Genomic DNA, 20,850 nt, shown 5'->3' on the forward strand with positions numbered 1-20,850 from the left:
TGCTATCCTGGAGCCCAGTGCAACCGGGATGTGACACATGGGCAACTGGGTCGTCTCACTCGCCGGGCCTCGACGGATCAGCCTCGAGCCCTGCCCACCAGATCCGCTCGGCCCCGGTCAGGTCCGGGTCCGCACCTGCTACTCGGGCATCTCCGCCGGCACCGAGCTGACCCTCTACCGGGGCAGCAATCCCCGGCTCAGCAAGGACTGGGACGACACCGCCCGGATGTTCGTCCCCCGGCAGACCCCGGTTCCCTACCCGCTGATCGGCTTTGGCTACGAAGAGGTCGGCGAGATCGTCGAGGTCGCCCCGGAGGTCACCGACCGGCGCCCGGGGCAACTCGTGTGGGGCATCTGGGGTCACCGCGCCGAGGCGGTGCTCGCCGCCAGCGCGGTCCGTCCACTCCCCACCGGGCTGGACCCGCTCGCCGCCGTCTTCGCCCGGCCCGGCGCCATCGCGCTGACCGCCGTACTCGCCGGTGACCTGCACCTCGGCGACTGGGTCGGCGTCTTCGGGCAGGGTGTCATCGGGCTGCTCGCCACCCGACTCGCCGTGCTCTCCGGTGCCCGGGTGGTGGCCGTCGACCCGGTGCCCAGCCGGCTGACACACGCCACCGACTACGGAGCGCGATCCACGGTGGACGCCCGCACCGAATCCGCGGCGGCAGTGCTGCGTCTGGCCACCGACGGTCGGGGCGCGGACGTCTGCCTGGAGTTGTCCGGCGCGTACCCGGCGTTGCACGAGGCGATCCGGTCCACCGCGCACGCCGGCCGGGTGGTGGCCGCCGGCTTCTACCAGGGCCAGGCCGACGCGCTCGGCCTCGGCGAGGAGTTCCACCACAACCGCATCCAGTTGGTGGCCGCCCAGGTCTCCGGGCCCACTCCCGCGCCGAGCATGGCCGGCCGGTGGACCGGGGACCGGGTGGCGCAGACCTTCATGGATCTGGTGGCTGAGCGCAGCCTCGACCCGATGCCGCTGGTCAGCCACATCGTCGACGCCAGCGCCGTCGCCGACGCCCTCGCGCTGCTCGACCGCGGCGCCGGTGACGTCCTCCAAGTGGTGCTGAGGTTCTGAAATGACCACCATCGCACTGGCCTGTCAGGAACAACTCCTGCCGGGCACCGACCTGACCCAGAAATTCGCGCTCGCGACCGCCCTCGGTTACCAGGGCATCGAGCTACGCGGGCGCGGTGACCTCGCGTTCGCCCGCCGGCTGCCGGAGCTGCGCCGGGCCCGTGCCGACGGAGCCGTGCTGCCCACCGTCTGCGTCGAGATGGATCACTTCATCGGCGACTTCGACCCGGCCCGTTCCGCCGACGCGGTCCGTAACCTGCGCTCGCAGCTCTCGGTGATCGCCGAGCTGGGCGGCGTCGGGGTGACGACCCCGGCGGCCTGGGGGATGTTCTCCCGACGGCTGCCACCGTTCGAGCCGCCGCGTCCCCCGGCCGGCGACCGGCAGGTCCTCCTCGAAGCCCTCGGCGAGCTGGGCGAGCACGCCAGGGCCGAGGGGGTCACCCTCTTCCTCGAACCCCTCAACCGGTACGAGGACCACATGGTCAACCGTCTCGACGAGGCGATCGCGCTCTGCGCCGCGCTCGGGATGCCGTCGGTCCGGGTGGTCGCCGACACCTTCCACATGAACATCGAGGAGGACGACATGCACCGCGCGCTGCGTGGCGCCGCGCCGTACCTCGGGCACGTGCAGGTCAGTGACTCGAACAGGTTCCAGCCCGGTGCCGGGCACCTGGACTGGCCGGCACTTGTGCGTACCCTGCTGGAGCTGGACTACCGGGGCTGGCTGGCGCTGGAGTGTCGGCTGCGCGGCGACCCGGTCCGGGCACTGCAGCAGGCCGCGACGGTCCTGCGACACGCGCTGCCCCGCGAGGCCGCCGCGTGACCGCCGGAGGTGTGACCGCCGACGCCGACCCCGCCCGCACCGGTGGGCCGGCCGACGCCGCCGGGCTGCGCCAACTCGCCGTCGACACCCTCGACGCCAACTGGGAACGGGATCACACCGTCCCCTCGCGCACCCTCTACCCGCACCAGTGGAGCTGGGACTCCGCGTTCATCGCGATCGGGCTGGCCCAGGTGCGCCCCGAGCGCGCCTGGCGGGAGCTGACGAGCCTCTTCCGGGCGCAGTGGGTCGACGGGAGGGTGCCGCACATCGTGTTCAACCCGGCGATGCGGGTCGGCACGTACTTCCCCGGCCCGGAGCTGTGGCGCTCGGCGAGTGTCGCCGGCACGCCCACCGTGGACACCTCCGGTCTGGTCCAGCCACCGGTGCACGCGCTCGCGGCGTGGCTGGCGTACCAGCGGGCACCCGACCCCACCGGCCTGGCCGCGCTGCGCCGGCTCTATCCCGCGCTTGTCGCCCAGCAGCGTTACCTGGCGACGCGGCGGGACGTGGCCGGTGACGGACTGGTCTGCATCGTGCACCCGTGGGAGTCCGGGTTGGACAACAGCCCGGCCTGGGACGAGCCGATGGCCGCGGTCACGGCGGAGGCGGCAGTCATGCGCGCGTACCGTCGGCACGACACCGCGCACGCCGACGCCGCGCACCGCCCCACGGACCTGGACTACGCGCGCTACCTGGCGATCGTCGCGGCCTACCGGGACCACGGGTACTCCGACCGCCGGCTGGCCGACGACCACCCGTTCCTGGTGGAGTGTCCGCTGTTCAACGCGGCGTTCGGGTCCGCCGAGCATGCCCTCGCCGAGATCGCCCTGCTCGTCGGCGCCGACCCGGGACCGCACCGGTCCCGCGCGGCCCAGATCACCGAGGCGCTGCTACGACGGCTCCACAACCCCGGCACCGGGACGTTCCAGCCCCGTGACCTGCGCACCGACCGGTTGGTAAGCGCCCGTACCGTGCTCGGGTTGACGCCGCTGATCCTGCCGGACCTGCCCGCGCGGCAGGCCGACGCGTTGGTCGTCGAGGCCCGGTCGGCGCGCTTCGGGGTCGCCCAGCGCATGGACCGGCCGTTGCCCACCTACGACCGCACCGCGCGCGACTTCGAGCCCCTGCGCTACTGGCGCGGGCCGAGTTGGCTGAACATCGGCTGGCTGGTCCGGCGCGGGCTGCTCGCGCACGGGCACCCGGAGCTGGCCGCCGGGCTGCGTCGCTCGATGATCGACCTGGTCGGCGGGGCGGGCTGCCACGAGTACTTCCACCCGGACACCGGCGCCGGGCTGGGCTCGCCGGCGTTCAGCTGGACCGCCGCGCTGCTGCTCGACCTGCTGGCCGAGTGATCGCACGGCGGCCACCTGCTGGTAGCGTGCCCGCTCTTCCACCGGAAGGGGTGGCGTGCGCGAGATCGACAAGGTGGCCTGGATCCTCATCGAGGACGGGCGGGTGCTGAGCACCCGGTCGGCGGGCAAGGACGTCTGGTACCTGCCGGGCGGCAAGCGTGAGCCGGGAGAGACCGACCTGGAGACCCTGCGCCGGGAGATCGACGAGGAGTTGAGCGTCGAGGTGGACGTGCGCCACGCCGTGCACCTGGGCACCTTCACCGCTCAGGCGCACGGGCACGCGGGTGGTGTCACCGTGCGGATGACCTGCTACCGGGCCGGTTACCAGGGACAGCTGACGCCGGCCAGCGAGATCGCCGAGATGGCCTGGCTCGGCTACGTCGACCGGCACCGCACCTCGCCGGTCGACCACCTCATCTTCGACCACCTGCTGGCGGAGGGCCTCCTCCGCTGACCGGCGCCGTTTGTCCCGGCCGGCCGGGGGTAACCGCCCGGACGTGACCGACCCCGACGGGTTCCCGTACTTCACCGACGCGGTGTCCCGCCGGTCCGGCCTGCCGCCCGAGCAGGCCGCCGCCCTCGCCCGCGCCGTCCTCCAGACGTTGGCCGAGCGGGTGACCGGCGGCGCGACCGACGACCTCGTCGGGCACCTGCCGAACGAGGTCGACGGCTACCTGGCCGGCCCAGCCCCGGATCTGGCCGGCCCAGCCCCGGATCTGGCCGGCCCAGCCCCGGATCTGGCCGGCCCAGCCCCGGATCTGGCCGGCCCAGCCCTGGACCGGGCCGGGGCGGTCGGCCCCGCGCTGGACCCGGCCGGGCTCGGCGGACCGGATGTCGGCGTGGACGGGCTGGACACCGGGGTGGGGCTGGATGTCGGTGGGGCCGCCGAGGTTCCACCGCCGGACGCCGGTCCGGCGGAGTTCCTGCGCCGGGTGGGAGAGCGCGCCGGGGTCGATCCGGCTACCGCCCGAGCGGGAACCGGCGCGGTCTTCGGCACGTTGCGGTCGGCGATGACCGTACGGGAGTTCCGGCAACTGGTGGCGCGACTGCCACGCGACGGTGAAGGCGGATTCGCGTCCGACCTCTAGCGGCCCTGAACGGGACTGCCGCCCGGCCGGTCCGGTCCGGCGAGATCCACTCGCGTTCCTGGAAGTCGGGGTATCGCGGCGACCGGCACACCCCAGCTTCCTGTAACCCGAGTCGATCACGGCTGGGCCGAGTCGCCGATGTCGTCGCCGAAGGCGGCGGTGAGTGCCGTCGAGATCAGCGCGGGCAAATCGGTTCGTCCGTCGTCCTCGGCCCAGCGCACCACCGCCGTGTGCAGGGCGGCGAGACAGGCGCTCGCCGCCGCCTGGACCCGGAACGCCGTGTCGGGGTCGGCGGCATCGTCCCCGACGGCGGCGACGATGGCCTGCTGTAGGGCGTACTGGTTGTCCAGGTGTTTCGCCCGCAGGGCCGGAGTGGAGATCATGAGGCGGAGGCGGGCCAGCAGGAACTCCCGGTGGCTCTCACCGGTCAACGCCGCGGCCGATTCGATGAGGGCGCCGCCGATGCGCCGGACCAGAGGCTGGGCGGCCGGTGCCGCGGCGATCCGCTCGGCGACGAGTTGGCCGCGATCATCAAGGAGGACGAGGTCCTCCTTGGTGGGGAAGTGCCGGTAGACGGTCATCGGGGAGACCCCCGCGGCCTCGGCGACGTCGTGCACGGTCGTGGCGTCGTAGCCGCGCTCGCTGAACAGCCGTACCGCCTGCGCCTGGATCGCGCGCTGCGTGTCAGCTCGTCGTTGGTCTCGCAGTCTTGAACGTTGGTCTGGCACGTGTTAGACACTACCTTGGTGATAGTTACTACCAAATTGGTGGCGACTACCAGATCTGAGGTGGGCGACATGGGTGAGCTGACCGGCCGGACGGCTCTCGTGACCGGCGCGTCGCGCGGCATCGGCCAGGCGATCGCGGCGCTGCTGGCGGCGCGGGGCGCGATGGTGTTCGTGCACTTCGGCACCGACCAGGACGGTGCGACGGCGACGGTCGACGAGATCGGACGTGCCGGCGGCACCGCGCTGGCCGTCCGCGCGGAGTTGGGGGTGGACGACGACGTCGAGACGCTCTTCGCGGGGGTCGAGGCCGGTCTGGCCGGGCGACCACTCGACATCCTCGTCAACAACGCGGCGACCGCGCCGGCCGGTCCGCTCGGTGTCACCTCGCGGGCGGAGTTCGACCACCTCTTCGCGGTGAACGTGCGAGCGCCGTACTTCATCACCCAGCGGGCGCTGTCCCTGCTGCGCGACGGCGGCCGCATCATCACGATCTCGTCAGTGGCGACCCGGATGGCCAACCCCGCGCAGACCTCCTTCGCCATGACGAAGGGGGCTGTCGAGACGATGAGCATGACCCTGGCCAACCAGGTCGGTGTCCGGGGCATCACGGTGAACGCGGTCGCTCCCGGCGCCACCCGGACGGCGACCAACGGGTCCGTCTTCGACACGCCGGGCCTGACCGACCTCATCCGTGGGACGACCGCGCTCGACCGCCTGGGCGAGCCCGACGACGTCGCCGAGGTGGTCGCGTTCCTCGCCGCCGACCGGGCGCGCTGGATCACCGGTCAGGTCATCGACGCGAGTGGCGGCCTGTTCCTCGGACCGCGCGTCTGATCGCGGGGCTCACGTCGCGGAGTCGGACAGCTCCTCCGGGTCGGTGATCCAGGCGGAGAACACCGGCACCCCGTGCCACGGCCCGGCGGTCCCGTCCGGCCGGGCGTCGCTGGCCACGGCCACCACGGCGTACGGGTGGCCGAAGCGTAACTCCGCAGTGCGGGCCACGCCTTCCGGCGGCAGGCTGACCAGCCCGAACATCCCGGTCACCGCGGCCGCCTCGAACCCGTACCGACCGTAGCGGGCCAGCGCCGTCTGTCGTGCCTCGAAGCCCCGCACCGGTTGGGCAAGCGCTCCCGCCAGCGCCACCGTCGCCGCCGGAAAGCCCAGCTCCGGAGCGCTCAGGTCGTGCTCGCCGCGCGCCGACCAGCAGGGGAGCACCGCGGTGTGCCGTTCCTCGCGACCGTCGCGGGCCCGGGTCCGGACCCGCTCCTCGCTCAGCGTCCACAGCGGTGTCTCGCCGAGCGGCAGGTCGAACAGCGATCGGCTGCCGGCGGGCGGCGTGCCGTCGGCCGCGCCGGCGCTGAGGTCGTACGCGACGGCCAGCACCTCGGCGGGCGACACCTGCGGTGCGGCGGCCACCGAGAGGACGACAAGCCCCGCGCCGTCGCTACTCTGGGCGGACGCGGCGTGCACGATCGCGTCGCCGACAGGCGTGCCGGACACGATGGCGCACCGGTGGCCCTGGCTCGGGCTGCGCAACACCTGGCGTAGCCGGCGCGTCCAGGCGCTGCCGGCGCCGAGCGCGCGGGCGTCGGCGGCGTCGAACGGGGTCGCCCAGGAGATGCGGGTGGCCAGCGCGCTGGCCAGGGCGAAGACCACGTCCGGGCCGACCTTCAGAGGGAACGTGTCGATCAGGCCGTCGGTGTGTGCGCGCGCCCAGGCGTCCAACCCGGCCTGGTCGGGCAGCGCACCGACCTCGGTCGTCGCGGGCAGCGTTGCCCGCCAACCGGCCGACCCGCCGCCGCCCTGGCCCGCCCGGTGCCAGAGCGCGGTGGCGCAGGCGACAAGCGGATGCGGCGCGTCCAGGAGCGTTCGGGCGACCTCCGCCGCGCTGGCCAGGTCGGTGCCCAGAGCACGGGCCAGGTCCTCGGCGGCCGGGTCCGAGTCGGCCGCGGTGGCGCAGACCGCGAGCAGCAGCCAGGCGCCGAGCGGGGAGGCGACGTGGTGCCGGTCGCCGATCGTGGCGTGCAACCGCGCGGCGTACGCAGCCAGTGGCCCGTGCAGATCGGTTGTCATGCCCCCACTCTGCCCGGCGGCGCGGCTCACGACCACAACTCGAACGGCTCGTCGATCTCCTCGCCGGCCAGGAAGGGCGTGATCAGCCGGGGGAGTTGCCCGGGGTAGAACCGGTCCGGGCTGGCCACCACCTCCGGCAGCGGCCACCAGCGGAAGTCGAAGTAGTCCTCCCGCTCGTAGTCGAGGCGGTGCGCCTCGTCCACGTCCGGGCCGGGGCCCGCGAGTCGTACCGTGACGACCACCTCGTCCTGGACGTGCCGCACCTGACGGTGCAGGAAGCTTGCCCGCCGACGCCAGGTCGGCGCGCCCACCTGGTCCGCGGCGACCACGATGCCGGTCTCCTCGCGCAGCTCGCGCACCGCCGTGTCGCGGTAGGCCTCTCCGGGGTCCATGCCGCCGCCCGGCAGCTCCCACCAGGTGCCCAGCCGGGGATGGTCCGGGTCGTGGGTGTGGAACAGCAACACCCGGTCGGCGTGGTCGACGACCACCACCCGTACCGCACGCCGTTCGAGGATCGGCAGGTCGTCGGGTATCGCGTTCATCGGCCCAGTCTGCCGCAGCAACTCCCACGCCGGTGGCTGGCGCGACGGCGGGTAGGCTGCCCGCCGTGGCTGGTCTGTTGAGGAATGTCGCGGCTCGTATCTCCCGGGTGGGCGCGGTGCTCCCGTCGCCCCGACGTACCGGGCCGGCACCCGCGCAGGTGGCCCGCCGCCGTCAGGTGAGCGCCCTGCAACGACGGGAGCTGACCTACGCCCCGGAACGGGACGGTCAGGCCGACCCGGGCGAGATCGTCTGGACGTGGGTGCCGTACGAGGACGACCCCCGGCAGGGCAAGGACCGGCCGGTGCTCGTCGTCGGACGGCACAGCCGGACGCTGTTCGGGCTGATGCTGTCCAGTCAGAGCGAGCGGGACGGGCAGCGGCACTGGTTCGCGCTCGGGCCGGGTGAGTGGGACCGGGACAACCGGCCGAGCTGGGTCCGCCTGGACCGGGTGCTCACCATGCGCGAGGACAGCATCCGCCGCGAGGGTGCCGTGCTGGATCGGCCCCGGTTCGACCGGGTCGGGCAGGCGCTGCGCGCCGGCTACGGCTGGCGCTGACCGCGCGCCCGGCGGGCTGCCCCCGTCGAGGCGACCCCGGGAGTGACTCACCTGGTGGTCGTGCCTACTCGCGGCTCGGGCCGACCGCCGCGCCCCGCGCGTCCGGCGGCGGGTACGGCTGGTCGGCGAGCAGCCGTGCCAGGTGCGCGCTGTTGAGTGCCAGGGCCTTCGTGGTGCGGCCGGTCGTGTCGGGCTTGGGGCCGACGTCGCGGTAGTCCACCGTGTGCAGCGCCTCGCCGACCCAGTAGGTCGCGGCGGCGGCGGGGACGGTGAACCCGACCTCGTTGAGTGCCTGCTGCACCTCACCGATGGTGTGGTGCGCGCCGTCCTCGTTGCCGACGACGGCGACACCGGCCACCTTGCCGTAGGTCAGGAGCCGACCCTCGGCGTCGGTCTCGGACAGCTCGGCGTCCAGGCGTTCGAGGACCATCTTGCAGACGCTGGCCGGCTGACCGAGCCAGATCGGCGTGGCGATGATGAGCACCTGGGCCGCCAGCAGCTTGGCGCGGATCGCCGGCCAGCCGTCGCCGCTGCCCTCATCCGTGGACACCCCGAAGCGCACGCCGTGATCGACGACCCGGACCAACTCGCCCTCGACGCCCTGTGCGGCCAACTCGGCGAGCACCTCCCGACCGAGTTGCTCGGAGCTCGACGGCGCCGGTGAGGGCTTGAGGGTGCAGTTGAGCACGAGGGCGCGAATGGTCGCCACGTCGGTTCCTCCGGGCGGTCGGCGAGGATGTGGCTGTCCCATACCCGGACAGTGGCCCGACACTCCTCTCCACGCTGCGCTGAATATGGGGCCGGCACACCGGGAGGGCTGGCATGCTGTCCGGATGACCGGGGACGTCCTGCGGCAGGTGGCCGAGCAGGTCCGGACCGCCTTCGGCCTGCAACTGTCCACGATGGAGCCGGTGACCCACGGCGCGGACGAGCACGCCCGACTGTGGCTGGCGTCCACCGTCGCGGGCGCTCGGTACGCGGTCAAACTCAGCGGCGGCGGCACCGCGGCCGGTCTGGCCGTGACGGCGTACCTGGCCCGACAGGGCGTGCCGGGCATCGCCGCGCCGCTGCGGACCCACGACGGACAGTTGTCCGTCGATGACGGCGGCCACCGCCTCTCGGTGGTGCCGTGGGTCTCCGACCAGCGGGCGCTCGACGGGGCGATGACCGAGGCGCACTGGTACGCGTACGGCGAGGTGCTGGCGGCCGTGCACGCGGTGCCGGTGACCGAGGAACTGAGCCGGCTACTGCCGCCGGGCGGCGCGGCGTACCCCTCGATCGTCGCCGCGACCCGCGCGATGGCCGAGCGGCTGCGCGACCCGGACCGGTCCGACCCCGCCGGTCCGGTGCTCGCCGAGCTTGCGGCGGTGTGGTCCACGGTGGCCGACCGGGTGCGCACACTGACCGGCGGGGTGGAGCGCATGGCCGCCGACCTGCGCGATCGCCCCGCGCCGGTCGTCTGTCACGGCGACCCGCACCTGGGCAACCTGTTGCTCGGCGCGGACGGGCAGGTGTGGCTGATCGACTGGGACGACGCCGTGCTCGCGCCGCCCGAGTGTGACCTGATGTTCGTCCGGGGTGGGGTGCTCGCCTTCGCGCCGGTCACCCCCGGGCAGCAGAGGGCCGTGCTCGCCGGCTACGGTCCGGCGGACATCGACCCGGCTCGCCTGGCGTGGTTCCTCGCGGTCCGCGCGCTCGACGACCTCAGTGACTGGACCCGCCAGACGTTGGACCCGGGCGCCGACCCGGCCGAGCGGGATCGAGCCGCGGCGATCGTGCGGGGGCTGGTGTCACCGGTCGGTCTGGTCACCCTCGCCGACGCGGCGATGCGTGACCTCGCGCCACCGAGCCGTGCGCCGCGTTGGACCGACGCCTGACCACGCGGCGCTTTCCACCAGTTGCCGGGGCGACCGGGCGCCGCCGAGGCTCTTCGCCTGGTACATGAGCGCGTCGGCACGGCTGAGCGCATCGGTGAGCTGGGCCGGACCGGTGACCGGGGCGAGCCCGACGGACGCGGTGACCCGGACGCTGCATCCGCTCAGCCGGATCGGCGCGGCGACTGTCTCACTGAGGCGGCGGGTGGCGTGCTCGATCCAGCGCCGGTCGACGGTGGGGGTGGAGAGCAGCCCGGCGAACTCGTCGCCGCCGAGGCGGGCGACGAGGTTGTCCCCGGCGAAGCCGGCGAGCCGCTCCGCCACGCTGATCAGCACCTGGTCGCCGGCGGCGTGCCCGTACTGGTCGTTGATCTGTTTGAAGTCGTTCAGGTCGAGGACCACGGCGATCAACGGCTCGCCGGCCGCGTCGGTGAGCAGGGTGGCCGCGAGGCGGTAGAAGGCGCGGCGATTGGGCAGCCCGGTGAGGGGGTCGTGACTCGCGGCGTGCCGTTCGGCGGCCAGTTCGGCGTGGAGGTGCCCGATCTCGGCCTCGGCGCGCAACGCCCGTCGGCGTAGTTGCCAGGAGGAGAGCAGCGCACCAGCGGCACAGATGCCGGACGCCACACTCATCGGATCGGGCACGATCCCTCCCATCGCCTCGACCGCCTCCAGCCTCTCCTCGACGCGGCGTGCCGCGTCGGGGCCACGTTTTGCCTGATGGTTGCCCCTGTGGGGGTAACTCAAAGTGAACGGATGGCCACCGTTCACGTGCGTTATCATGCTCGCCGTCCGGTGCAGATGCAATAGCAGATGCACGTGCATGACCGTCCATCGTCGATATGACACCCCTCTCGCCGTCACCGCTCCCCCCACGGCCACCGGCGGGCTCGTGAGCAGAAAGACGCCTCCATGCAGCAGCCACCCAATGGCGTACCGATTCACCAGTTGCCTCCGTTGAGCTGGCAGAAGAGCCGCCGCAGCAACCCCAGCGGCAACTGTGTCGAACTTGCCGAACTGCCCGAAGGGGCGGGCATCGCGGTCCGCAACTCACGGCATCCCGAGGGGCCGGCACTGATCTACACGGTGGACGAGATCACCGCCTTCGTGCTCGGCGCGCGCGACGGCGACTTCGACCACCTCATCAACTGACCTTTCGTCAGTGGGAGCGTCCCGGCGACGGGACCGAAACACCGGTCCGGATGAGTTCACCTCACTGTCGGTCCATGGCATGCTTACTCGTCGGCCGGGCTGGGGTGTCCGGCCATCACGGGTCGGTGTCCGGAGGTCCGCACGTGACGATGGTTCCTGCCGAGGGTGGCCCGACGACCGGGCCGACGGTGCTCCGGATGCTGCTCGGCGCCCAGTTGCGCCGCCTGCGGGAGTCCAGCGGGGTGACCCGGGAGGGCGCCGGCTGGGAGATCCGCTCCTCCGAATCCAAGATCAGCCGAATGGAGCTGGGCCGGGTCGGTTTCAAGGAGCGCGACGTCTCCGACCTGCTGACCCTCTACGGCGTCACGGAGGAACACGAGCGTGACGCCCTGCTCAAGCTCGCGCGCGACGCCAACAGCCCCGGCTGGTGGCACCGCTACGGCGACGTGTTGCCGACCTGGTTCCAGTCGTACCTCGGCCTGGAGGCCGCGGCCGCACTGATCCGCAGCTACGAGGTGCAGTTCGTGCCCGGGCTCCTGCAGACCCGGGACTATGCCAGGGCGGTCGTGCTGCTCGGACACGGCACTGCCGGGCCGGGCGAGATCGACCGACGCGTCGCCCTGCGGATGCAGCGTCAGCAGTTGCTGCACCGGGAGAGCCCGCCACAGTTCTGGGCCGTGGTGGACGAGGCGGCGCTGCGCCGGCCGATCGGTGGCCCCGAGGTCATGCGCGCCCAGCTCACCGCCCTCATCGAGGCGACCAAGTCACCTAACATCCGGCTTCAGGTCATCCCGTTCGCCGCCGGAGGTCACGCCGCCGCCGGGGGCGCTTACACCATCCTGCGTTTCGGTGACCAGGAGCTGCCCGACATCGTCTACATCGAACAACTCACCAGCGCGATCTACCTCGACAAACGCGACGACCTGGACTACTACGCGGTGGCCATGGAACGGCTCTGTGTCGAGGCCGAGCCACCCGAGCGTACGGCGGAGATTCTCGGCCAGCTGCTGGACGACCTCTATCCCGCCTGATCGTCGAGCGGGGCCCCGGTCCACCCGCCCTGGCACTACCATGGTCGACGAACGGCGACAGTGGACAGATCATGCGGGGGCTACCTTGACCACAGATGCTGCGGGCACGACTGAGGCTGCGGGCACGACGGCCGGCTCACCGAGTGACCGGATCGACACCTCGGTGCCGCACCCGGCCCGCCGCTACAACTACTGGCTGGGCGGCAAGGACAACTTCCAGGCCGACCGGGAGTCCGGCGACGCGATAACCGCCGCCTTTCCGACCGTCCGCACCGCCGCCCTGGAAAACCGCCGCTTCCTGCAGCGGGCGGTGGGATACCTGGCCCGTGACGCGGGCATCCGGCAGTTCCTCGACATCGGCACCGGCATCCCGACCGCCAACAACACCCACGAGGTCGCCCAGGCCATCGCGCCGGAAACCCGGGTGGTCTACGTGGACAACGACCCGATCGTACTGGCCCACGCCCGCGCGCTGTTGAGCAGTTCGACGGCGGGCGCCACCGCCTACATCGACGCCGACCTGCGCGACCCGCAGCGGATCCTCGCGCACCCGGAGTTGAGCCGCACCATCGACCTGTCCCAGCCGGTCGCGCTCATGCTGGTCGCGGTCCTGCACTTCCTTCCCGACGAGGACGAGCCGTACGCGTTGGTGCGGCAGTTGCTCGACGCGCTGCCGGCCGGCAGCTACCTGGCCGCCTCGCACGGCACCCACGACTACCTGCCGCCGGCGGTCGCCACGGACTTCCGGGCGAGGGCCCGAGAAGGCGGCCCGCACGGGCTGATCAACCTACGCGGCAGTGACGAGTTCGCCCGCTTCTTCGCCGGTCTCGACATGGTCGAGCCGGGCATCACCTCGGTCGCCGAGTGGCGGGCGGAGAGCGAACCGCCGCCCCGTCCCTCGCCCGTCGAGGTGAGCGTGTTGGGCGCGGTAGCCCGCCTGCCCTGACTCGGCTGGCTCAACCCTGCGGCTGGCCGGACGGCCGCCGCTGAGCGACGTGGCGGCAGCGCATCAGCGGCTGGCCGCCGGGGGTTTGCGGCAGCCCTGAGAGGCATCGCCAACCTCCGAGTCGCATCCGCGTATTGACCGACGCCGACTGGTCGAGCTAGTCTCTGTATCGATACAGACTGGATCGATACAGAGAGGTGCCGGTGAAGCCAACCCTGCAAGCCGTGGCCGACGCCGTGGGCGTCTCGCGCAGCACCGTGTCCAACGCCTACAGCCGCCCCGACCAGCTCTCCGCCACCCTGCGCGAGCGGATCCTGGACGCCGCCCGACAACTCGGCTACCCCGGCCCCAACCCCACCGCACGGTCCCTGCGCCGCGGCTTCGTCGGGTCGATCGGCGTGCTGTTCACCTCGCACCTGTCGTACGCCTTCACCGACCCGTTCGCGGTCCGCTTCCTCGCCGGGGTCGGCGTGGCCGCCGAGCGGCACGGCACCAGCATGCTGCTGGTGCCGCTGCCGCCGGCCGTGACCGACGCCCGGCGGGCGGTGGAGAACGCCGCGGTCGACGGGTTCTGCGTCTACTGCGTGGCCGACGAGGAATGGGCGTTGGACGTGATCCGCGCCCGCGGGCTGCCGTACGTCAGCACCGCCGCCCGCGACGACGCCGGCCCGGACGAGCGGTTCGTCGGCATCGACGAGCGCGTCGCGGCGCATGGCGTCGCCGCACACGTGGCCGGCCTCGGCCATCGCCGGGTGGCGCTGCTCGCCGATTCCGTCGTCCCCGACGCCCCCGCTGGCCCGCTGCGCCTGTCCGGCGTGCACGAGGTGGGGCACCCCACCACCCGGGGCCGGCTCGCCGGATTCGCCGACGCGTTCGCCGAGGTCGGCGTCGAGTGGGCCGAGTTGACCCTGGTCAACGCCCCGGGCAACAGCCGCCAGGCGGCAGCCGCCGCCGTCGCCGGCCTGTTCGACTCACCGACGCCGCCGACCGCCGTGCTGGCCGGCTCGGACGTACTTGCCCTCGGTGTGCTGGACGCCCTCAAGCAGCGGCCGGGCGGCACCCGCCCGGCCGTCTCGGTGACCGGCTTCGACGATGTCCCCGAGGCCGCCGCGGCTGGCCTCACCACGGTCCGGCAGCCGGCCGAGGAGAAGGGCCGGATCGCCGCCGAACTCCTGCTCGACCCGCCCGCGGACGCCGCGGCCGGCCATGTGTTGTTGCCCACCGCACTCGTCGTCCGGGCCTCCACCGGACCTGTCCCGAGGAGTTGACCATGGAACTTCCCACCGGATACGTCACCGCACTCGACGCCATGAACCGGCACGTCAACTCGGCCCGACCGGACGCCCCGGTCCAGGTCGAACGCGTCCGTCCGGCCGTGCTCGCCCCGACCAGGCACGTCGTCGCCGTCGCCCTGCGCCGGCTCGCCGACCGCATCCAGCCGCGACCGCTGCCCGCCGCGCCGCGCTGCTCCTGACCCGACCGAAACTCATTCCGGTACGCACGGGACGAACAGCGTGGGTCCGGGCACGGAGGGTGGTCGAGTGCGGCTCGGCCAGGCAGACTGGTGAGGCCATGTCACCTTTCACGCCCACCCTCCGTCTCCACGACCGCTACGTGCTGCACGAGCGGATCGGGCTCGGTGGCATGTCCGAGGTGTGGCGGGCCGACGACGACGTACTCGGCCGACCGGTCGCGATCAAGGTCCTCGCCGGGCAACTCGCCGCCGACCCGCAACTGCGGGCCACCATCCAACGCGAGGCCCGCGCGGCCGCCCGGCTGACCCACCCACACGTGACCCAGGTGTACGACTACGCCGAGGCGACCCTGGCCGGCGGCGTCGTGGTCCCGTACCTGGTGATGGAACTCGTCGACGGTCACAACCTGGCCGACCGCCTGCGCGGCGGGCCGCTGCCCTGGCCGGAGGCGGTCCGGGTGGCCGGGCAGATCGCCGCCGCGCTCGCCGCCGCGCACCGCATCGGCGTCGTGCACCGCGACGTGAAGCCGGGCAACGTGATGCTCACGGACACCGGGGCCAAGGTGCTCGACTTCGGTATCGCCGCGCTCGGCGGGCTCGACGGCCAGTCCGGCGAGCCGCTGATGGGCACCCCCGCCTACTTCGCCCCGGAGCGGCTGACCGCCGGGCCGCCCGATCCGGCCAGCGACGTGTACGCCCTCGGCGCGCTGCTCTACCGCACCCTCACCGGCCAGGCGCCGCTGCCCGTGCAGAGCTGGGAGGACGCCCTTGAGGTGCACCGACGCGGCACTCCGGTGCCGCCGCTGCGGGTGCCCGGCCTGCCCGCCGACATCGCCGAGCTGACCCTCGCCTGCCTGGCCGCCAACCCCGCCGACCGGCCGAGTGCCGCGCACCTGGCGCGCCGCTTCGGCGCCGGCCAGCCGGTCGAGCCGCCCACCGAGCTGCTGCGCGTCCGGCCGGTGGCGCACCCTCCCACCCTGATCGACCGCTCGGCACCCCGCCCCGCCCCGGTCGCCGCCGCACCGCCCCGCCGCCGGTCGCGTCGGCCCCTCGCCGTGCTGGTCGCCGCCGGCCTCGCCGTGTTGGTCGGCGTCGGTGCCCTGCTCGCCGAGGGTCCGTGGGACACACCGAGCGCGCCCACCTCGCCCCAGGCGGCCGCCCCGCCGTCGGCCTCCGCTCCGAAGCCCGCACCCACGACGCACTCGCCGTCGCCGGCAGCAACCCCCTCGCCCCGACCCAGCGCCAGCACCGCGCCCCCGACCACCGGGCAGGTGCCGGTCAGCTTCCGGGAGGTGACAGGCGAGTTCGCCGCCGTCCTCGCCGGGGCGGTCGCCCGCGGCGACGTCGACCCCAGGACCGCCGAGGATCTGCGCGACGACCTCGCCGACCTGAACCAGCGCACCAGGGACCGGGCCAAGCGGGTCGCCGAACTGCGCGAACACCTCTCCGAGCTGGTGGAACGCGACCGGCTGCCAGCGCAGACGGGCGCCCAGCTGGACGCTCTGCTGAGCCGGGCCAGCAGCTTCTCGATGGGCCGTACGGACGACTGATACCGCTGTCGGACCCGCTGGCATGATGTGCCGATGCGGACACGTCTGATCTTCGTGCGGCACGGCGAGTCGCTTCACCAGGTCGAGGGAATCGTGGGCGGGCCACGTGGTTGCCGGGGCCTCACCGCCCTCGGCCACGAGCAGGCACACGACCTCGCCAACCGGCTCACCCGTGACGTTGCTGCCGACGGGCCGGTGGCGGTCTACTCGTCCGTCCTGCGCCGAGCCGTCGAGACCGCGCAACCCATCGGCGCGGCGCTCGGCGTCCGACCGGTGGCCGACTGCGGTCTGTGCACCTGGCACACACCCCCGTACGCCGACGGTCTGCCGACCGCCCGCTTCCGCACCGAACACGCGGTGGCCGGTGGGGGTGTGTTCCGGCCGTTCGAGGAGGGCAACGAGAGCTGGGCCGAGCTGGTGGTCCGGGTCAGCCGCGCGATCATGGAGATCGCGCATCGACACCGGGGCGGCACCGTGGTGCTGGTCGGCCACAGCGAGACCGTCGAGGGCGCTTTCCACGCGCTCGCCGCGCAGCCGATCTTCCGGGCGTTCGACCTGGACGTCGCCCCGGCCTCGATCACCGAATGGACCACCGATCACGACCCCGGCGGTTGGCCGCCGGCCCGGTGGACGCTGCGCCGCTTCGGTGACACCGGCGGGTGGGCCAAAGCGTGATCCAGTACCGCCGTGCCGGGTCGAGGTCGGTGTCCAGGATGCCCCCAGGACCCGCCGGCACGGCGTACTCACCCATCGGTTTGCGCCGGCCGTAGTCTCACCGACATGACGACAACGCAGACGCACACCCTCGCCGTGCCCGGCGTCGACCTGGTCTACGACGTCCGCGGCCCGCTGCCTCCGTCCGGCGGGCACCCCGTGCTGCTCATGATCGGTCAACCGATGGCGGCGGAGGGCTTCAATGCGCTCGCCCCGCTCTTCACCGACCGCACCGTGGTCACCTACGACCCGCGCGGCCTCGGCCGGAGCGTCCGCACGGACGGCCGCACCGACCACACGCCGCAGCAGCAGGCGGCCGACCTGCACCACCTGATCGAGGCGCTCGGCGCCGGTCCGGTCGACCTGTTCGCCAGCAGCGGCGGTGCGGTGACGGCCCTCGAACTCGTCGCGGCCTACCCGGGCGACGTCGGCACGGTGGTGGCGCACGAGCCGCCGATCAACGCGGTGCTCCCCGATGCCGGGGCTGCCGAGCGCGCGCGGGCCGACTTCTACCAGGCGTACCAGACGAAGGGTGCCGGCGCGGGCATGGCCGCGTTCATCGCGATGACGTCGTGGCAGGGCGAGTTCACCGACGCCTACTTCGCCCAGTCGGCGCCCGACCCGGCGATGTTCGGGCTGTCCACCGAGGACGACGGCAGCCGCGACGACCCGCTGCTGTCGGACCTTTCCTGGGCGATCAGCGACTATCGTCCCGACGCGAGCCGCCTCACCTCGGCGCCGACCCGGATCGTGGTCGCCGTCGGCGAGGAGTCGGCGGGCACGTACACCGCGCGGACGGCCCTCGCCCTGGCGGCCCTGCTCGGCCAGGAGGCCGTGGTGTTCCCGAGTCACCACGGTGGCTTCCTCGGGGGCGAGTTCGGCTACGCGGGCAAGCCCGAGGAGTTCGCGGCACGGTTGCGGAAGGTGTTGGACGCCGGCTGAGCGCCCGGACTACTCCTCGGCCAGGAGTTGCTCGCGCAGGATCTCGGCGTGCCCGCAGTGCTGCGCCAGCTCGCGCAGCACGTGCAGGTACACCCAGCGCAGCGGCAGCGGGCCGCGCCGGTTGCCGCGCAGGATGTCGTCCAGGCCCAGCGAGGACGTCGCGCGGCGGGCGGCAACGCATGCGTCGCGGTGTGCTCGCTGGATCGACGCGATCGTGTCGTCGTCGTCGAGGATGAACGACTCGTCCGGTGTGGCGGGGATGCCGATCTCGGCGCGGGACCGGCACGTGACGGCCTCGTCGAACCAGACCTTCTCCACGACGGTGGCGTGCTTCACCAGACCCAGCAGCGTGGTCCGGGACGGCACCAACGAGCGGCGCGCCTGCTCCTCGGTCAGCCCGTCCAGACAGCCGTTGAGCGCTCGGCGATGCTCGTCGATGAACGTCTCGATCTGCGCCTGCGCCGGCTGGTCGATGACGTCGTCGGCGAAGGTCCCGGGAAAGGAAGTCACCCGCGGAGCATTCCAAGGTCAGGGTCGGGGCGCAAACACAGCCACTCATGAGCGCACCACGCTCGTCGAAGCGGGCCGTGCCCGCCCAGGCGATCTCCCAGCGGTTGCCCTCCGGTCGGCGATGTAACCGGAGCGCCCACCCCAGGGCCGGTCGGTCGGCTCCGCCACCACCGTCGCGCCCGCAGCGAGCGCCGCGGCGAAAGCCGCGTCGACCTCCCCGCGACTGTCGACGTTGCAGGCCACCGTGACGCCGGACCAACCCCCCCCGCCGGATCGGGCACGCCCGGCGCCGCCTCGGCGGCCAGCTCCGGCAGCGGGAAGAGCGCGAACAGGACGCCACCGAGCAGGAAGGCCGACCAGCCGTCGTCGCTGGCCGGCAGCTCGGGCCACCCCAGGGACCGGTAGAAGGACCGCAGCGCGCCGATGTCGCGTGCTCCCAGCGTGACCACGGACAGGCGGGAGGGGACGGTGCTCATCAGCCGATCCCGCCCGAGGCGGATGACACCCGCCACGCGTCGTCGCTTCAGTCGGCGCGGCAGCTGGCAGCGTCTCCCATGGGACCGACGAGGGTGACGCCGACCGACTTTCCCGGCTCGGTGCCCGCGCGCGCGACGACCTCGCCCTCCGGCGTCCACACCCCGGACCGTCCGGCCGCCTCGATGAAGCCACCGCCGGTCGAGCCGGCGAAACTCGCCACCGCCACCCAGACCCGGTGAGTGGTGGCGATCCGGTGCGCCCGCTGATCGATCACGGCGGCGTCACGCGCGAACTCCACGACACCCGCCGCGTAGACGTCGATCCCGAGCGCCGCGGTCCGCTCCGCGTGCGCGGCGACGCCGGTGTCCCTGCAGACCGCCAACCCCACCCGCCAGCCGCCCACATCGAGCACGACCGGTGCGTCGCCCGGCCGGAACCGGCGGGCCTCCGCGTCCCCCAGCCACAACTTTCGGTACGCCACCGTCACTCCAGCGCCGGTCACCGCCAGCACCGCGATGTGGTCACCGGCGACCGGGGCGCCGGCCAGGGCCAACGTGCCCGTCTCGGCGCACGCCTCGACCAGCGGCACCAACCGCGGGTCGTCGACCGGCACGACCGGCGCCGCCAACTCGTACCCCGTCAGGGACAACTCGGGAAAGACCACCACCCGGGCACCCGCCGCGCGGACCGCGGCGGCGTGCGTCCGCGCGTTCTGCGCGACATCCAGGGGCACGCACAGCGGCTGCGCGACCGCGAGCCGCAGCGGGGTGCGGTTTTCCCCACCTCCATCGGTGCGGTCGGTTCGCGCGGCCGGGTGGTCAACCGCATGGTCGGCTCTCAGCTTTACTTCGTACGGTGGGCGCATGATTCGAACGTCCCACGCCCTGCTCGCCACCGGAACCCCCACCGCCGCAGCGGAACCACCGCAGGGCGGCCTCGTCGGTTACGTCAGTGACCTGGTGGAACGACTCGGTGGGCCGGGCGCCGGTCTGGCCGTGGCGCTGGAGAACCTGTTTCCGCCGATCCCCAGCGAGGTGATCCTGCCGCTGGCCGGGTTCGTCGCGGCGCAGGGCCGGATGAGTCTGGTCGGTGCGATCTTCTGGACCACGCTGGGCTCGGCGGTGGGCGCGCTGGCGCTCTACCTGGTCGGCGCATCGCTGGGCCGCGACCGGATGCGCGCCATCGTGGCCCGGCTGCCGCTGGTGAAGCTCAGCGACGTGGACCGGACCGAGGCGTGGTTCCTCCGGCACGGTGTGAAGGCGGTCTTCTTCGGCCGGATGATCCCGATCTTCCGGAGCCTGATCTCCATCCCGGCCGGGGTGGAGCGCATGCCGGTGGGCACGTTCCTGCTCTTCACCACGCTGGGCAGCCTGATCTGGAACACCACATTCGTCCTCGCCGGCTATCTGCTCGGCGACAACTGGCACCTCGTCGAGGGGTACGCGAGCACACTCCAGAAAGTGGTGATCGTGGTCTGCGTGGCGGCGGCCGCCTGGTTCGTCGGGTCCCGCGTGCTGCGCGCCCGCCGTGCCGCCCGCAACCCCGAACCGGCCGGTCCCGGTGCCCCCGAAAACGCGGAGGCGGTCCTCGGAGTGCCTGATCCGGGTGGGCGCGGCACTCTCTACCGAAGCGGTTCGTGGACCTCGGACGCGCGCTGACCCAACCCGCCGAGAGCGGCGCTGTCTCGCGCCCTCTGGACTACCCGATGCTCAACGTTGGGCTTTATGTCCCTTACCCGCAGTTTCGCCGATCCGTGGCCGATCATCGCTGGGTGGGCGTTCGGTCCAGGTGTGCCGGGCATGCTCGGGTTGAATGTCCGCTTCTGGGTGGTATCTGGCTGTGACCGGCAACACCCGTGGGCCGGAATCATGGCGGGGCCGGGGTCGTTACATACCCTGACGATCGCAGGACCACCGGTCCGCCGCCCCGCCCGCCGGGGTGGGAA

At 72.8% G+C, this 20,850-nt stretch carries 24 protein-coding genes and 1 pseudogene; 17 read left to right on the forward strand and 8 right to left on the reverse strand.

Annotated elements, in window-relative coordinates; all coding sequences use genetic code 11:
- Window positions 1–37 precede the first annotated feature (37 nt).
- The 5 genes from ACFYPM_RS25630 to ACFYPM_RS25650 are packed head-to-tail and all read left to right on the forward strand — an operon-like array spanning window position 38 to window position 4,338.
- Window positions 38–1,075: a zinc-binding dehydrogenase gene (locus ACFYPM_RS25630; protein ID WP_387201768.1), complete on the forward strand. Its 1,038-nt coding sequence runs from the start codon at window positions 38–40 to the stop codon at window positions 1,073–1,075.
- A 1-nt stretch (window position 1,076) separates the two neighbouring features.
- Complete coding sequence (locus tag ACFYPM_RS25635) at window positions 1,077–1,898, forward strand: TIM barrel protein (RefSeq protein ID WP_387201771.1); 822 nt, start codon at window positions 1,077–1,079, stop codon at window positions 1,896–1,898.
- The gene (locus ACFYPM_RS25640) at window positions 1,895–3,250 is read left to right on the forward strand and encodes a hypothetical protein (RefSeq protein WP_387201774.1); all 1,356 of its coding nucleotides are present in this window, start codon (window positions 1,895–1,897) and stop codon (window positions 3,248–3,250) included. The genes ACFYPM_RS25635 and ACFYPM_RS25640 overlap by 4 nt, the downstream gene beginning before the upstream one ends.
- A gap of 55 nt (window positions 3,251–3,305) precedes the next feature.
- Window positions 3,306–3,704, forward strand: coding sequence for an NUDIX domain-containing protein (locus tag ACFYPM_RS25645; RefSeq protein ID WP_387201776.1), 399 nt, complete (start codon window positions 3,306–3,308; stop codon window positions 3,702–3,704).
- A 43-nt stretch (window positions 3,705–3,747) separates the two neighbouring features.
- Window positions 3,748–4,338 carry a DUF2267 domain-containing protein gene (locus ACFYPM_RS25650; protein WP_387201779.1) on the forward strand — a complete coding sequence of 197 codons (591 nt, stop codon included), beginning with the start codon at window positions 3,748–3,750 and terminating at the stop codon, window positions 4,336–4,338.
- Window positions 4,339–4,454: 116 nt separating this feature from the next.
- Here ACFYPM_RS25650 and ACFYPM_RS25655 read toward each other — a convergent pair whose 3' ends face one another.
- Window positions 4,455–5,066 carry a TetR/AcrR family transcriptional regulator gene (locus tag ACFYPM_RS25655; RefSeq protein WP_387201782.1) on the reverse strand — a complete coding sequence of 204 codons (612 nt, stop codon included), beginning with the start codon at window positions 5,064–5,066 and terminating at the stop codon, window positions 4,455–4,457.
- A 69-nt stretch (window positions 5,067–5,135) separates the two neighbouring features.
- On the opposite strand from ACFYPM_RS25655, the gene ACFYPM_RS25660 reads away from it, so the two are divergent.
- The gene (locus tag ACFYPM_RS25660; RefSeq protein WP_387201785.1) at window positions 5,136–5,900 is read left to right on the forward strand and encodes an SDR family oxidoreductase; all 765 of its coding nucleotides are present in this window, start codon (window positions 5,136–5,138) and stop codon (window positions 5,898–5,900) included.
- Between the two features lie 9 nt (window positions 5,901–5,909).
- Here ACFYPM_RS25660 and ACFYPM_RS25665 read toward each other — a convergent pair whose 3' ends face one another.
- Both ACFYPM_RS25665 and ACFYPM_RS25670 read right to left on the reverse strand, forming a co-directional pair.
- Window positions 5,910–7,139 carry a hypothetical protein gene (locus ACFYPM_RS25665; protein ID WP_387201788.1) on the reverse strand — a complete coding sequence of 410 codons (1,230 nt, stop codon included), beginning with the start codon at window positions 7,137–7,139 and terminating at the stop codon, window positions 5,910–5,912.
- 26 nt (window positions 7,140–7,165) lie between these two features.
- Complete coding sequence (locus ACFYPM_RS25670) at window positions 7,166–7,681, reverse strand: NUDIX hydrolase (protein WP_387201791.1); 516 nt, start codon at window positions 7,679–7,681, stop codon at window positions 7,166–7,168.
- Window positions 7,682–7,746: 65 nt separating this feature from the next.
- On the opposite strand from ACFYPM_RS25670, the gene ACFYPM_RS25675 reads away from it, so the two are divergent.
- Window positions 7,747–8,238 (forward strand): type II toxin-antitoxin system PemK/MazF family toxin, encoded by a 492-nt coding sequence (locus tag ACFYPM_RS25675; protein ID WP_357239517.1) that lies wholly within the window; start codon window positions 7,747–7,749, stop codon window positions 8,236–8,238.
- 64 nt (window positions 8,239–8,302) lie between these two features.
- Here ACFYPM_RS25675 and ACFYPM_RS25680 read toward each other — a convergent pair whose 3' ends face one another.
- Window positions 8,303–8,947, reverse strand: coding sequence for a flavodoxin family protein (locus tag ACFYPM_RS25680; protein WP_387201795.1), 645 nt, complete (start codon window positions 8,945–8,947; stop codon window positions 8,303–8,305).
- Window positions 8,948–9,071: 124 nt separating this feature from the next.
- Between ACFYPM_RS25680 and ACFYPM_RS25685 the strand changes: the two genes are divergently transcribed.
- Complete coding sequence (locus ACFYPM_RS25685; RefSeq protein WP_387201798.1) at window positions 9,072–10,115, forward strand: phosphotransferase enzyme family protein; 1,044 nt, start codon at window positions 9,072–9,074, stop codon at window positions 10,113–10,115.
- A gap of 6 nt (window positions 10,116–10,121) precedes the next feature.
- Here the strand turns inward: ACFYPM_RS25685 and ACFYPM_RS25690 are convergent.
- Window positions 10,122–10,754: pseudogene (locus tag ACFYPM_RS25690) on the reverse strand (GGDEF domain-containing protein); the annotation flags it as partial.
- Between the two features lie 267 nt (window positions 10,755–11,021).
- On the opposite strand from ACFYPM_RS25690, the gene ACFYPM_RS25695 reads away from it, so the two are divergent.
- The 8 genes from ACFYPM_RS25695 (at window position 11,022) to ACFYPM_RS25730 (ending at window position 17,918) form a co-directional block, all read left to right on the forward strand.
- Window positions 11,022–11,261 (forward strand): DUF397 domain-containing protein, encoded by a 240-nt coding sequence (locus tag ACFYPM_RS25695; protein WP_355031495.1) that lies wholly within the window; start codon window positions 11,022–11,024, stop codon window positions 11,259–11,261.
- A 149-nt stretch (window positions 11,262–11,410) separates the two neighbouring features.
- Window positions 11,411–12,292: a helix-turn-helix domain-containing protein gene (locus ACFYPM_RS25700; RefSeq protein WP_387201835.1), complete on the forward strand. Its 882-nt coding sequence runs from the start codon at window positions 11,411–11,413 to the stop codon at window positions 12,290–12,292.
- Between the two features lie 85 nt (window positions 12,293–12,377).
- Window positions 12,378–13,238 carry an SAM-dependent methyltransferase gene (locus ACFYPM_RS25705; protein WP_387201801.1) on the forward strand — a complete coding sequence of 287 codons (861 nt, stop codon included), beginning with the start codon at window positions 12,378–12,380 and terminating at the stop codon, window positions 13,236–13,238.
- 224 nt (window positions 13,239–13,462) lie between these two features.
- Window positions 13,463–14,506, forward strand: a complete 1,044-nt coding sequence (locus tag ACFYPM_RS25710; protein ID WP_387201804.1) for a LacI family DNA-binding transcriptional regulator — start codon at window positions 13,463–13,465, stop codon at window positions 14,504–14,506.
- 2 nt (window positions 14,507–14,508) lie between these two features.
- Window positions 14,509–14,712 (forward strand): hypothetical protein, encoded by a 204-nt coding sequence (locus ACFYPM_RS25715; RefSeq protein WP_357239492.1) that lies wholly within the window; start codon window positions 14,509–14,511, stop codon window positions 14,710–14,712.
- Window positions 14,713–14,810: 98 nt separating this feature from the next.
- Window positions 14,811–16,262 (forward strand): serine/threonine-protein kinase, encoded by a 1,452-nt coding sequence (locus ACFYPM_RS25720; protein ID WP_387201807.1) that lies wholly within the window; start codon window positions 14,811–14,813, stop codon window positions 16,260–16,262.
- Window positions 16,263–16,295: 33 nt separating this feature from the next.
- The gene (locus ACFYPM_RS25725) at window positions 16,296–16,937 is read left to right on the forward strand and encodes a histidine phosphatase family protein (RefSeq protein WP_387201810.1); all 642 of its coding nucleotides are present in this window, start codon (window positions 16,296–16,298) and stop codon (window positions 16,935–16,937) included.
- Between the two features lie 105 nt (window positions 16,938–17,042).
- A complete protein-coding gene (locus ACFYPM_RS25730; RefSeq protein ID WP_387201813.1) occupies window positions 17,043–17,918 on the forward strand; it encodes an alpha/beta fold hydrolase in 876 nt (291 codons plus the stop codon).
- Between the two features lie 9 nt (window positions 17,919–17,927).
- Here the strand turns inward: ACFYPM_RS25730 and ACFYPM_RS25735 are convergent, their stop codons facing one another.
- From ACFYPM_RS25735 to ACFYPM_RS25745, 3 genes are all read right to left on the reverse strand, one after another.
- A complete protein-coding gene (locus tag ACFYPM_RS25735) occupies window positions 17,928–18,428 on the reverse strand; it encodes a DinB family protein (protein WP_387201815.1) in 501 nt (166 codons plus the stop codon).
- A gap of 45 nt (window positions 18,429–18,473) precedes the next feature.
- Window positions 18,474–18,818 (reverse strand): VOC family protein, encoded by a 345-nt coding sequence (locus tag ACFYPM_RS25740; RefSeq protein ID WP_387201818.1) that lies wholly within the window; start codon window positions 18,816–18,818, stop codon window positions 18,474–18,476.
- Window positions 18,819–18,951: 133 nt separating this feature from the next.
- Window positions 18,952–19,668 (reverse strand): carbon-nitrogen hydrolase family protein, encoded by a 717-nt coding sequence (locus ACFYPM_RS25745; protein WP_387201838.1) that lies wholly within the window; start codon window positions 19,666–19,668, stop codon window positions 18,952–18,954.
- A 100-nt stretch (window positions 19,669–19,768) separates the two neighbouring features.
- On the opposite strand from ACFYPM_RS25745, the gene ACFYPM_RS25750 reads away from it, so the two are divergent.
- Complete coding sequence (locus ACFYPM_RS25750) at window positions 19,769–20,563, forward strand: DedA family protein (protein WP_387201821.1); 795 nt, start codon at window positions 19,769–19,771, stop codon at window positions 20,561–20,563.
- Window positions 20,564–20,850: the final 287 nt, after the last annotated feature.

The organism is Micromonospora sp. NPDC005203 (genome assembly GCF_042872705.1).
GTDB lineage: Bacteria > Actinomycetota > Actinomycetes > Mycobacteriales > Micromonosporaceae > Micromonospora.